At 45.6% G+C, this 12,339-nt stretch carries 8 protein-coding genes and 2 pseudogenes; 6 read left to right on the top strand and 4 right to left on the bottom strand.

Features of this window, described 5'->3' with window-relative positions:
* Positions 1-8: 8 nt before the first annotated feature.
* Positions 9-497, bottom strand: a complete 489-nt coding sequence (locus PL85_RS00575; protein ID WP_017045929.1) for a TIGR00645 family protein — start codon at positions 495-497, stop codon at positions 9-11.
* 267 nt (positions 498-764) lie between these two features.
* On the opposite strand from PL85_RS00575, the gene PL85_RS00570 reads away from it, so the two are divergent.
* From PL85_RS00570 to PL85_RS00560, 4 genes and pseudogenes are all read left to right on the top strand, one after another.
* Complete coding sequence (locus PL85_RS00570) at positions 765-3,584, top strand: M16 family metallopeptidase (protein WP_234826550.1); 2,820 nt, start codon at positions 765-767, stop codon at positions 3,582-3,584.
* Positions 3,585-3,698: 114 nt separating this feature from the next.
* A pseudogene (locus PL85_RS18775) lies at positions 3,699-4,013 on the top strand (transposase domain-containing protein); the annotation flags it as partial.
* Positions 3,993-4,475 (top strand): annotated as a pseudogene (locus PL85_RS18770) (transposase); the annotation flags it as partial. The pseudogenes PL85_RS18775 and PL85_RS18770, both read left to right, overlap by 21 nt.
* 156 nt (positions 4,476-4,631) lie before the next feature.
* On the top strand, positions 4,632-7,520 hold the full coding sequence (locus PL85_RS00560; RefSeq protein WP_069212058.1) for an Ig-like domain-containing protein: 2,889 nt from the start codon (positions 4,632-4,634) through the stop codon (positions 7,518-7,520).
* Between the two features lie 105 nt (positions 7,521-7,625).
* Here the strand turns inward: PL85_RS00560 and PL85_RS00555 are convergent, their stop codons facing one another.
* Complete coding sequence (locus PL85_RS00555) at positions 7,626-8,492, bottom strand: YicC/YloC family endoribonuclease (protein ID WP_013855720.1); 867 nt, start codon at positions 8,490-8,492, stop codon at positions 7,626-7,628.
* 178 nt (positions 8,493-8,670) lie between these two features.
* Here PL85_RS00555 and rph point away from each other — a divergent pair, with 178 nt between their 5' ends.
* Together rph and pyrE are read left to right on the top strand one after the other, a co-directional pair.
* Complete coding sequence (gene rph, locus PL85_RS00550) at positions 8,671-9,387, top strand: ribonuclease PH (protein WP_017042236.1); 717 nt, start codon at positions 8,671-8,673, stop codon at positions 9,385-9,387.
* A gap of 246 nt (positions 9,388-9,633) precedes the next feature.
* Positions 9,634-10,275 carry an orotate phosphoribosyltransferase gene (pyrE, locus tag PL85_RS00545; RefSeq protein ID WP_013855722.1) on the top strand — a complete coding sequence of 214 codons (642 nt, stop codon included), beginning with the start codon at positions 9,634-9,636 and terminating at the stop codon, positions 10,273-10,275.
* A gap of 101 nt (positions 10,276-10,376) precedes the next feature.
* On the opposite strand, the gene lpxM is transcribed toward pyrE, so the two are convergent.
* The gene (gene lpxM, locus PL85_RS00540) at positions 10,377-11,354 is read right to left on the bottom strand and encodes a lauroyl-Kdo(2)-lipid IV(A) myristoyltransferase (RefSeq protein WP_029388344.1); all 978 of its coding nucleotides are present in this window, start codon (positions 11,352-11,354) and stop codon (positions 10,377-10,379) included.
* A 22-nt stretch (positions 11,355-11,376) separates the two neighbouring features.
* Entirely contained in the window at positions 11,377-12,324 is a 948-nt protein-coding gene (lpxL, locus tag PL85_RS00535; RefSeq protein ID WP_029388343.1) for an LpxL/LpxP family Kdo(2)-lipid IV(A) lauroyl/palmitoleoyl acyltransferase, read from the bottom strand.
* Between the last annotated feature and the right edge of the window lie 15 nt (positions 12,325-12,339).

Raw genomic sequence — 12,339 nt, 5'->3', positions numbered from 1 at the left:
GCTTGCGGCTATTTTTTGGTGATTTTATCTAAATAACCCATCGCAAAGGCCGATAAGACAAAGGTAATGTGCAGCAGTAAGTACCACTTGATTTTTTCACTGTCGATATTTTCAGTGTTCATGAAGACTTTCAGCAAATGAATTGAGGAGATGGCGACAATCGATGCCGAAACCTTATTTTTCAACGATCCTGTGTCTAATTTTCCGAGCCAGCCGAGCTTATCATCCTCTTCGGCGATATCAATTTTAGAGACAAAATTCTCATAGCCTGAAAACATCACCATCACAATCAACCCACCAACCAATGAAATATCAATCAAAGAAAGTGTCACTAAAATCAGGCTGACTTCATCGGTGCTCAAGATGTTAGGTAACAGATGAAACACTTCTTGGAAAAATTTAATGCCTAATGCCAGCAGCACTAAACTTAACCCCAAATAGATAGGCGCCATAATCCAGCGCGCTGAATAGAGTAGTTTTTCGACGATATTTTCCATAATTATTCCGTTTATGATCTCCACGAAGTATGTGGAATAAGGGGTGATAATACTGTGTTTTCTTGTAATTTGGCTACGTTATTGCACAAAGTTTTTGTAGAGCAATATAAGCCAGCCAAGCTGATATTCAAGGGGGGCGTGATACGCGTTTGCTCGCCATGCTGTGATTTGAAAAGATTGTACTTTTTTGTATGGAATTGTCTTGATGTATTTATAAATCCAATAAAAGGGCAATAATAAGCACTCAATTAGAATGAGTGTTGTTCCATGCATACTGAGAATCTTAATTTGCGTCATATTCTATTTTTTCACCCATTGAGCTTATTATTGCTGCTTGTCATGTCGGCTAGTTCGTTATCGACGGAGTTACCTAAAAGTCATCGCATTCACGAAGGTCAGCTTGAAAATGGCTTAAGGTACCAATTAGTCCATAACACCACACCTGCTCATGCTGTCATTATGCGTATGCGCATTGCGGGTGGCTCTTTAGTTGAGTCAGAGCAAGAACAAGGCTTGATGCATCTTTTAGAGCACATGGCGTTTAAAGGTTCGGACTCTGTAGCCGAAGGGGAGATGATTCGCCAACTTGAACGGTTAGGATTAAGTTTTGGATCCGATACCAATGCGGTGACTCAATTCAATCAAACCGTGTATGAGTTCAATATTGCTCAAGGAGACTCACAAAAAGTAGCAACTGGTTTGTGGCTGATGAGAGAGATTGCGGATCGCCTTAAGCTTGAGCCAAAGGCGTTAGAGCAAGAAAAACCGGTTGTTGTGGCGGAATGGAAAGAGAGAAATTCCGCTGATGTAGATAATTATCGTCAACAGCTGAGCTTCTTATATCCGAGGAGCCCTTTGTCAAAACGTTTGCCAATTGGTGATCTCGATGTAGTAAAACATGCTAGCTCAGAGCAGTTACGTTCACTCTATCAACGTTTTTACACGCCAGAGCGCACCACAATCATTGTGGTGGGAGACCTTGATGTTGCTCAGGCCGAAGAGCAGATCAAACGACTTTTTTCTAACTGGGTACCTCACCGGGATGCGGTATCGCTACGGGCTGACCATTTGATGTTGCCTGCAGTAAGGACGCACTTGCAAGCCGATGCTTTCTTTGATGCTCGTTTGCCGACCCAAATTTCGCTTGGTGTGATTGCACCACAAGAGCGACAAGCTGATAGCGTAGAAAGCCGCCATGAAATGATCCTTGAATCAATATTGTCGAACTTACTCTACCAACGTTTACTTCCCCATCTGATAGGCCAAGAAGGGATAACGGATGCTTTTGTTAGTATTGATCAAGACTTCGGTATCGCATCACGGATGGAATTGTCGCTGGTAACCTTGCCCGAGCAGTGGCGGCATGGGCTGACATTACTTGAACAGACGGTGCGACAAGCGATTCGATACGGCTTTAATCAGAGCGAAATTGATCAAGCGATCAAGGCAATACATGCTGATTATCAGCAAAGAGCAGCAAGTAGCGATACCTTGCATAGTATTTCGATTGCGCAAGGCCTAGTGACAAGTGATGCTCAGCAATTTGTCCCGATTGAACCGACGTTCGCGCTTGCTTTTTTTGAAGCTTATCAACCTCAAATCACCGCAGCTCGATTGCGCGACCTGCTTACAGAACGTTGGCAAGGTAAGCCGTGGATTTATCTTTCTGGGCCATACAAGGTTGAGGAAATCAATCAAACGCTACTCGATGTATATGAACAAAGCCAAAAACAGCCAGTAGAGCCTTATCAAATATCATCGGTCGAGGCATTTGCCTACCGTGAATTTGGTGAGGCGGGCACGCTCGTTCACGACAAGCGAGATCCCGAAACGGGGATTCGGATGTTGAAATTTGCCAATGGCGTTAAGCTCAACATCAAGCCAACTGAGTTAGAGAAAAACGTCATCTACCTCAATCTTTCATTAGGTTTTGGCGAATATCCGTTACCTAGAAAAGAGGGCATTCAGGCACTGTTTAATGATGGCTTTGTTGCTGGTGGGTTAGAGCAGCATTCGTTTCAGCAGTTAATTCATCTCTTTTCTGCTGCCAATGTGACGACGGGGTTCAATGTTGGAACGCTTGGTTTTGCGAGTCAGGATTTCACCAATCAAGCGTCGCTTGACCAACAGTTAGCACTGCAAACGGCATTTTTAACGAGCCCGGGCTGGCGAGAAGAGGGGATGAACCAATTTCGTCAACGAGTACTGGCAGCGAGTAACAGCCAGAACACGACGCCAGAAGAGGCATTTTGGACGGTATTACCTGAATTATTGCACCCTGACGACCCACGATTTCGTAGCCATGACGAGGAACTGTTAAAGCGTCATTTTTCAGAATTAGCCCCAGTGTTTGCCTCGGCGGTAGATAAAGGCCTTTTAGAAATTGCCATTGTGGGTGATCTTGACGAAGAGAAAACGATTCAATCGGTTGCTAAAACACTGGGCGCTTTGCCGCGTCATCCAGAAAAAGAGCTGCAAGTTGAGCGCGTTGAGTTTCCATCATTGCCTGCTTCACATATTGTTGAGCATCAAGGTTCAGCCAATGCCGCGGCACTGGCTTGGCTGTGGCCAACGACTGATAAGGTGAATGCCGAACACTACGCAAAACTGATGCTGCTTGAAGAGGTTCTCAGTATTTTGTTGACGGAAGAAGTGAGAGAAAAGGCTGGCGCGAGTTACTCACCTTACCCATTTAGCAGCAATGATTTCCTTCCCACAGGATTTGGTTATTTGGGGCTGTTCAGTGTGACAGACACAACGCAACTTAAATTAGTGGAAGAGAGTTTCGATGCGGTATTGTCTCGAGTGAAAGCTGATCATGGCATTGATGCTGATATGTTGCAACGAGCGAAACAACCGCTTCTACAATGGTTAGATAGCCTGCCAGAAAAGAATGTATTTTGGCTTGATGTCGCATCGTTAACTCAAACTTATCCGCATCGCTATAGTCGTTGGCAGGAGGTTCGTCACGCCATCAATCAGGTGAGTACGAATGATCTGCGTCATGTTGCTAATCAATATTTACAAGCAGACAAACGACTGAGTGTTAAGATATTACCCAGCACTACCTCTGCAATCTCAAAATAAAATGAGCCTCCTGTTGGGGGTAATGCCGATCAGTTAAGAAATTTTCGAGATCATTTGACCGATCTTTAAAAGGCTTCAAAATCCGATATTAGTTATCTGATATCGGATTTTTTTATGCGTTTTGAAAGCGAATTAGCCACAGCCTTTAAGTCCTGTAATACCTTCCATACTTTTGAAAAATACGCAGAGTTGCTATCGCCAGAGCTTATTCAGCAAGGGTTCGAACAAGCTGGAGTCGCCACGTTGAGAAAGTGCCGACTACCACTCGAAACGGTGCTATGGTCAATCATCGGAATGGCACTATATCGTCAGAAGTCTGTCTGGGATATCGCTACTCAGATGGATATCATGTTGCCAAATAGAAAACCGTTGGTCGCACCAAGTGCTTTGGTCCAAGCAAGGCAACGTTTGGGGGCGGATGCAGTAAAAGAGGTATTTAAAGCCGTCGCTCAACACGTATATGAAACGAATTCGTTTGAACAATGGGCGGGACTTAATTTATTCGCCGTTGATGGCGTAGTATGGCGAACCGCAGACACGTTAGAAAATCATCAAGTCTTTGAAACTCAAAGTAATCAACATCGCGAAAATACTTACCCTCAAATTAGAATGGTCTGTCATATGGAATTGACAAGCCCTGGCATTACTCTTTTCTGGGGCGTTGCTACAGGTTTGAAGGTGTTGAGAGAGTGGAAAATGCGTAAGCATGGCAAGGAAAAGCGCCGTTTTTGGCGAAAGCTACACCTTGCGATTGATTCAAGTACGCATGAACTGATTTCCGCTGTTGTCAGCCTAGAATCTGTCGGCGAAAATGAAGTTCTACCGACGTAGCTCAACCCGTTACGCCACCAAATTGTGAAAGTCTGTGCTGATGGAGCCTACGATACAAAGCCTTTTGAAGGTGCTGGGAAGTCTTTGTTTTCGGGAGTGTTCATGATTTTTCAGTGTTGGGAAGTCTTTATTTTCGGCAATGTTCATGATTTTTCAGTGGTGGTGCTAATAAATATACCGAAAATTATAAATTTAATAATAAGAGGGTATTAAATAATGTTTAATCAGAAAAACACGCTAGTCTCAGTAGCCGATAAAAACTACTATCGGGCTTTAGGCCTAACCATCCTTTTCTCTGGCCTACTTTTAAATCCAATATCTCAGGCTATTGCTGCTGAGTTTAGCGCTGATGCGGTTGCTGAGTCAGAGGGGCAATGGTGGAGCACTTACACCTTAGCGATTAAAAATACAGGAGCAGATTCAGCGGATATGCGCGATGCGGTCATCGAATTTGTATTACCCGTTGCGATTAACGATATAGGTTGGCAATCATCGGCGCTATCCCATCCTACGTGGAGTCTATCTCATACCGCTCAAGCAGGCGGTATTCTCCATTCAGTGGCGCTTAAATTCCCTGAAGGTGCTTGGGTTGACAGCGTTCTGAATGCCTCAGAATCACTCTCCTTGACGATCGCTTTTGGTGGTTCATTGGAAAACCTGAGTGCTTTTGAAGATTCTGTTATTGTGAAAATGGAAGGGGGCATCACACCACCGCCCGATTTTTCGCTAGATATTCTCTCTCCAGCGCCAAATTCAGTGGTATACACAGGCACAGGCGTCAGCATTATGGCTCGTATTGATGGTGAGAGCGCTGGTAAGCTTGAGTTTTGGGCTAACCAAGACAAAATTGCTCAACAACCATTGAAGCAAGGTGTCACCGAGTATCAGCAAGTGTGGCAACCGAAAGAAATAGGAGCCGCTTCCATTTCAGTTATCGCGTTCAATGAGGAAGGCGATAAGCTCTCTGAGCAAAGCGTGCCTGTTTCTGTCGAGTCAGAATCGACGGCGCCTAATCCTCCGGTCGTTGAGTTCATTTCCCCAGAAGCGGCATCGTCCCACCCACAAGGTACAAGTTTGACGATCTCTGCTGAAGTGACCGATGCTGATAATGATCTGGCTACCGTTAAATTTTTTGCTAATGACACCGAAGTTTGCAGTATCGATGCCAAAACAGAGCAAGTGTTCTCTTGTGACTGGACCCCTCAAACGGCCGGAAGCGCTGCATTACGTGTTGAAGCGCAAGATGATGAACGGCATGTAACACAAAAAAATCTGACGATTACGGTTACTGATGTGAGTGGTAGTTGCGGTGACGTTGCTCAGTACCAAGATGGCGTGAGCTATCAAGTGGGAGATGAGGTAACCAATATTGGCCATATCTACTCATGTGAAATCGCAGGTTGGTGTGGTAACCCAGTATGGACACCAGGTACTGGGCATCCAAATTATCCAGATGCATGGAAAGATGCATGGAATGACGTTGGTGAGTGCGATCCTAACCCTGTTCCTGAAGTGCATGTTCAATCGCCAGAAAATGGACAAAAAATAGCACCCAATCAGCCATTTGAGGTGGTCGTTGAGGCGAGCGACGATACCCAAGTGGCGCGTGTCGATGTTCAATTGAATGGCGAAGTCGTTGCAACATCCATCTCTTCTTCGGGCGACCTCTACACCATCACTGTGCCTGCTCAAGTTGAAGGACAATACACACTCACGGTTGCCGCGTATGACGATCAAGGCGCAAGTGCTCAAACTGCACCGATTTCGATTGCCATTACTGATAAAGATCTGCTGGTGTCACTCTCTTCCCCTGTAGACGGTTCAAGCTTCTTTGAAGGCCGAGCGATCTCAATCAAAGCGGATGCTAAGAGCTATGAAGGCGAGGTGGCGTCCGTGACGTTTATTGCCAACGGCAAGGTGCTGAATCAAGACACCGAAGCACCTTATGAATATGAGTGGATTGGAGCGCAAGCAGGCAACTACGCTATTTACGCAAAGGCGCTCAACAGTGCCAATCAAGAGCAAATGTCAGCCCCATCCAATATTACAGTGAAAGAGAGTACCGGTGGTGGTGGCCTTGCCGATAACCCAGACCGTGCCATTAGTTATCTCACTTCTTGGGGATTAAACGATTATGAAAAACTGTTTAATTCTGAAGGTGACGGTTATTTATTATCGTTCGGTAAATGGGATGCTAGCGGCAACATTACGATTTCTGATGACATGGTAACCCCACCAAGTTACAACCCAGATTGGATGCCATCTCAGTACTTAGCGTGGTCAACCTTAAAACACGATAATAGCAATGTCACCATGATGGTCGCGTTTGGTGGTCAAACTTATGAAAGTATTTGGTCTGCGATTGGTAGCGATGTAAATCGGGAGGCGGTGGCCAATGGCCTCGTTGAATTGGTCAACAAACCCTTCCCTGTCTATAAGAAGAACCTAAAACCAGAAGAGGTGGTGGGTGACTGCCTTGCGACGGGGGGTGATGGCCAATGTGATTACAGCAAGTACCAATTAGCGGGTTATGTGCAAATCGATGGTCTTGACTTCGACTTCGAGAAAGCAGCGCGCATTACCGATAAAGAGAACCAAGACCTAACCGCATTGATTAAACTGATACGCCAAAAAGTGGGAGACAATAAAGTGTTGTCGCTGACCACATACCATGTCGGTGCTGATCCTGTGGCATGCATGGATTCAAGTGTGTTTGAAAATTGTTCTTACGTTGAGCCATCAGGTCGCTCGTCTCACCATGGTGAAGTGATCGATCTGTTACAAGCAACCAAGAACGATTTCGATTTCTTCAACGTCATGACCTATGACGCCGGCCAAAACTTCCTCTACGATGTCGCGATGGCCAATTACGCTCAATACATTGGAGACAAGTCGAAAATTGTTTTGGGCAATACGATCAATAGCCAGTGGGGGCCAAACGGCAATTTTGTGGAAAGCCGTGAAAACAACCTCAACCGTGCCAAGTGGCAAAAAGAGAATGGTTACGGTGGTTTCTTTATCTGGGCGCTGGGTTCAAATAATCAAAGTCTGAGCATGGAACAGCAAGTCGAGTACTTCAACGAAATGATCAGTGTCAGTAAGTAGCCTGCATGGTTACTTTGTGAGTTAACTAGATAACGGAAGGCTATGGTGCCTTCCGTGTTTTTATCCATCGTCATCAACTTAATCTGAATCGCCGAAGCTGAAAAACTATTCGATGTTTTGAATTTGCTCTCTCATTTGTTCAATCAGAACCTTAAGTTCGACGCCGGAGGCCGTGATGTCGGTGCTGATTGATTTCGAGGCTAATGTGTTCGATTCGCGGTTAAATTCTTGCATCATGAAATCGAGCTTACGGCCACATGAACCGCCTTTTTTGAGCACATTACGTGCTTCTTTGACGTGCGAATCGAGGCGGTCTAACTCTTCGGCAACGTCTGATTTTTGTGCAAGTAAAATCAGCTCTTGCTCAACGCGTGTCGCATCAAGCTCAATCTTTGCTTCTTCAAACTTAGTCAATAGGCGTTCACGTTGCCATTGCAGGATTTCTGGCATGCGTGCGCGCACTTTGACCACTTCTTCACTGATCGCCGTCAGGCGTTGCTCGATTAACGCCTTCATGTTGTCACCTTCACGGCCACGTGCGTCAATGAATTCAATGATTGCGTCATCAAAGCCTGCTAATAAGGCTTTATTAATACTGTCCATGTCTTGTTCTGGTGTTTCCATTACGCCGGGCCACTGCATGATTTGAAATGGATTAATGCGGCTTAACTCGCCCGTCATGTGCATGACTTGGTTGGCGGCTTTAATCACTTGATTGGCGAGTGCTTCATTGATATTCAGCTCACTTTTGGCCGCAGGGTTTGCTTCATAACGTAAGTGACATTCTACTTTGCCGCGCGCTAAACGTTGGCGAAAGCGTTCACGCAGTACAGGCTCAAGACCACGAAATTGTTCCGGCAGGCGGAAGTAGGTTTCAAGATAACGTTGGTTTACCGAGCGAATTTCCCATACCGCGGTACCCCAATCACCTTTAACTTCTTTACGCGCGTACGCGGTCATGCTGTAAATCATTGATTTGTCCTTTGCTCACGAAGATGAAATATCAAACGAGAGATATGTTAGCACTAGCTTCACGCGTATACTAGGTTCACGCCAATGCAAAGGGTGACCAACCTAGCGTCAAGGCGGCTAATCCGCTATAATCTCGCCCCAATCGATTCCGTCTCACCCGATAAAAGGTAGATGCACTATGCGTCCAAATGACCGCGCGGCCGATCAAATTCGCCCAATTAAAATCACTCGCAACTACACTGCTTATGCTGAAGGGTCAGTATTGGTGGAATTTGGTAATACCAAAGTATTGTGTAATGCCACTGTCGAAGAGGGTGTTCCTCGCTGGTTGAAAGGTCAGGGTAAAGGTTGGGTTACTGCCGAATACGGCATGCTGCCACGTGCAACCCATTCACGGACTCGTCGTGAAGCGACCAACGGTAAGCAAGGTGGCCGCACCATGGAGATCCAACGTCTCATCGCTCGCAGCTTACGTGCTGTGGTGGATTTAGAGGCCATGCCAGAGGTGATGATCACGGTTGACTGTGACGTTATTCAAGCGGACGGTGGTACTCGTACTGCATCAATTACGGGCGCAAGTGTGGCACTAGCGGATGCGTTTGCTCATTTGGTTGCTAGCGGTAAATTGAAGAAGAATCCAATGAAAGGCCATGTTGCTGCTGTCTCAGTTGGCATCTTGGGTGAAAACATTTTATGTGATTTGGAATACGTGGAAGATTCTGCCGCTGATACCGATATGAATGTGGTGATGACTGAAAACGGTAAGATGATTGAAATTCAAGGCACCGCAGAGGGTGAACCGTTTAGCCATGAAGAGCTGATGGATTTACTGGCCGTTGCCAAGAAAGGCATCGCTGATATTGTTGAAGCGCAGAAAGCATCGTTATTAGATTGATCAAGTAGCTCCCAGTTGGGGGCTATTTTTTTGCCCGTTTTATTCATTGTATTGTTGTACGTGATGACCCCACCCTAACCCTCCCCTATAAGGGGAGGGAATGAAGGAAGTGTTCCTAATATCGCCCTTGAGGGGAGGTGAGCACCATCTTAGTACCTCCCCCCTTTTCGAGGGAGGCTAGGAGGGGGTTGTTCTTGTTGAGAAAGAGAAATAAACCAAAGTGTATGAGTTAAGAGAGAGAAAATCATGAAAGCATACCAGCGTGAATTTATTGAATTTGCACTAGAAAAAGAAGTCTTGAAGTTTGGCGAGTTTACTTTGAAGTCTGGCCGAAAAAGCCCTTATTTCTTTAACGCTGGCTTGTTTAATACTGGCCGTGATTTAGCGCGCTTAGGGCGTTTTTATGCCGCTGCTTTGGTCGATTCTGGGATTGAGTTTGATGTGCTATTTGGACCGGCGTACAAAGGGATCCCAATTGCGACTACAACGGCAGTAGCGTTGGCTGATCATCATGATGTTGATACGCCGTATTGCTTTAACCGTAAAGAAGCGAAAGACCACGGTGAGGGCGGTAACTTGGTCGGTAGCGCATTAGAAGGGCGCATTATGCTGGTGGATGATGTCATTACAGCTGGTACTGCCATTCGTGAGTCGATGGAAATCATTCAAGCTAACGGTGCGGATCTTGCTGGTGTTTTGGTAGCAATTGACCGCCAAGAAAAAGGCAAAGGAGAGCTTTCTGCAATTCAAGAAGTCGAGCGTGATTTTGGTTGCGCGATCATCTCAATTGTTAGCCTGACCGATCTGGTTACTTACCTTGAAGAGAAAGGGGCAGATGCTAAGCACCTTGAGGCGGTAAAAGCGTATCGTGCTCAGTACGGAATTTAAGCATCAACTTATTTGCGAATCGTAGAGCCACTTATTGAAAAGTAAAAGCCCCGAGTTTGTCGCTCGGGGCTTGTTTGTTATTAGTTTAGTTATTCTAGCGATTAACTTTGATCGCCATGGTGCGAGTTATCGTAAATTTCCGAGCCATCACGCTGCGTTTTCAACAGTGATAAATTCCACATGTACTGTTCTGGGCGTGGTGTGACTAAATCTTCAATCGCCTTATTCATAGCACGTGCATCTTGCTCTTCATCGCCAGTTGGAAAGTTTTCTAATGCAGGCAAAATATGCACTTCGTACTTACAGGTTTTATCGTTATAAGCAGGCAAAATTGGCACGACTTTCGCCTTTGATAGGCGCGCCATTTTACCAAAACCTTTTAACGTGGCTTTTTCAGTGCCAAAGAATGGAACAAAGACCGAGTTGGCCGGGCCAAAGTCTTCATCGGGCAGCCAGTAGCCTAAGTATCCATCTTTAATTGAACGTACAAACGGTTTTACTCCAGCATCACGTGCAAAAATACGCCCGCCATATTGCATGCGTTGGACGTGCATTAACCAATCACCGATAGGATTGCGCTGTGGCTTCATGATGGTGGTTACTTTATAGCCTTTTGCCGCAAGCATTACCGCAGGGTAATCGACCGCCCAAGCGTGAGGAGCGAGGATGATCACGTTCTCGCCAGCATCTAACAATGGCAATAAGTTCTCTTCACCAATCATGATGCCGCGTTGCTGATTGTGTTTTGTGGAACGAACCAAAAACTCCGAATAACCGAGCATGTATTGTGCTGCTTTGACAAAGGTTTCTTCCAAAATAGCCTGGCGTTCTTGCGGGGATTTTTCAGGAAAGCATTTTTCCAGATTCACTCGCGTGCGGCGTACAACACGACCGTTTTTGCGTACCGCAAAGGTGGATAATTTGCGTGCTAGCCTATCTCGCCATGCGGGTGGCATAAAGGCGAACAGAGCGGCAAAGAAGATCCCAATCCAAGTTCCCCAATGTTTTGGGTGTAAAAAAGACCATTGGAATGTGGGGTTGTGCAAGTGTTTGTCTGTGCTGTTTTCGTTGTTGCTCATTGAAAGCAAAACCTTTTTCTAGTTATAAATAGCGAGAGTTAGTTAACGTTTCATCTGGCAAAGATTTAAAACGCTTATGCAGCCACATCCACTGTTCTGGTGCGCGTAGAATCACTTCTTCAACGTATTTATTCATGTAAGCGGCGGCAGCGGTCATGTCATCTTTTGGATAGTCGCCATCAATGGTTTTATCGGCGATGATTTCATATTTTCCGTTGGCGTTTCGAAACCCTGAACCAGGGACAATCGCACATTGGCTAGTATAAGCCAGAATACTGGTGCCTGTGGTGGTACACGCTTCTTTGACCGAAAAGAAGGGAACAAACACCGATTTGTTATGGCCGTAATCTTGATCGGGTAGATAAAATAGGCGCTCGCCCTTTTTGAGTACGCGGATCATCTGTTTAATGTCGGTGCGGTAGATTAGTTTATTGCCATTGCGTGTGCGACCACGGTATTGGATAAATTCATACGCAGGGTTGCTGTGTGGGCGGTAAACGCCATAGCCTTCAAGGCCTATTACACCAAAAGCGCGTGCTGTAATTTCTAAATTTAACGCATGTACGCAACACAGCAGTGCGCCACGTTTTTCTTGTTTGAGTTGCAAAAGGGCACTGACATCTTTCACATCAAGCAGGCGAGCAAAACGCCAAGTCGGCCAAAACCAAGTAATTCCGGTTTCTATCAGCGCCATGCCAGTGTTTTTAAAGTTTTCGTTAACAATATGCTCAATCTCACCTGCACTTTTCTCTGGAAAAGATAGCTGTAGATTACGCGTGGCAATGTGTACTCGCTTGTTAGCAAAGCGCATTCCAAACGCGCCCATGCTGCGTCCTATTTTTAGTAACGCAGAATAAGTAAGCAGGTTGACCATTAAAGCGAGTAGTCCAAAGCTAAGCCACACGCCCCAATATTTAGGGTGCAGTAGCGAGAGGGAAAACTCAGGTTTACCGTATTTTTCTTTGCTCATTACTCTTGATTCTTT

Source organism: Vibrio anguillarum, from assembly GCF_001989995.2.
GTDB lineage: Bacteria > Pseudomonadota > Gammaproteobacteria > Enterobacterales > Vibrionaceae > Vibrio > Vibrio anguillarum.
Note: the sequence above shows the minus strand (reverse complement) of the source record. Positions and strands in the feature narration are given on the sequence as shown.

Bases quoted from the DNA above. Each gene is read 5' to 3' on its own strand.
- PL85_RS00575 (WP_017045929.1), bottom strand. From the start codon at position 497: ATGGAAAATATCGTCGAAAAACTACTCTATTCAGCGCGCTGGATTATG.
- lpxL (WP_029388343.1), bottom strand. From the start codon at position 12,324: ATGAGCAAAGAAAAATACGGTAAACCTGAGTTTTCCCTCTCGCTACTG.
- pyrE (WP_013855722.1), top strand. From the start codon at position 9,634: ATGAAAGCATACCAGCGTGAATTTATTGAATTTGCACTAGAAAAAGAA.
- PL85_RS00570 (WP_234826550.1), top strand. From the start codon at position 765: ATGCATACTGAGAATCTTAATTTGCGTCATATTCTATTTTTTCACCCA.
- lpxM (WP_029388344.1), bottom strand. From the start codon at position 11,354: ATGAGCAACAACGAAAACAGCACAGACAAACACTTGCACAACCCCACA.
- PL85_RS00560 (WP_069212058.1), top strand. From the start codon at position 4,632: ATGTTTAATCAGAAAAACACGCTAGTCTCAGTAGCCGATAAAAACTAC.
- PL85_RS00555 (WP_013855720.1), bottom strand. From the start codon at position 8,492: ATGATTTACAGCATGACCGCGTACGCGCGTAAAGAAGTTAAAGGTGAT.
- rph (WP_017042236.1), top strand. From the start codon at position 8,671: ATGCGTCCAAATGACCGCGCGGCCGATCAAATTCGCCCAATTAAAATC.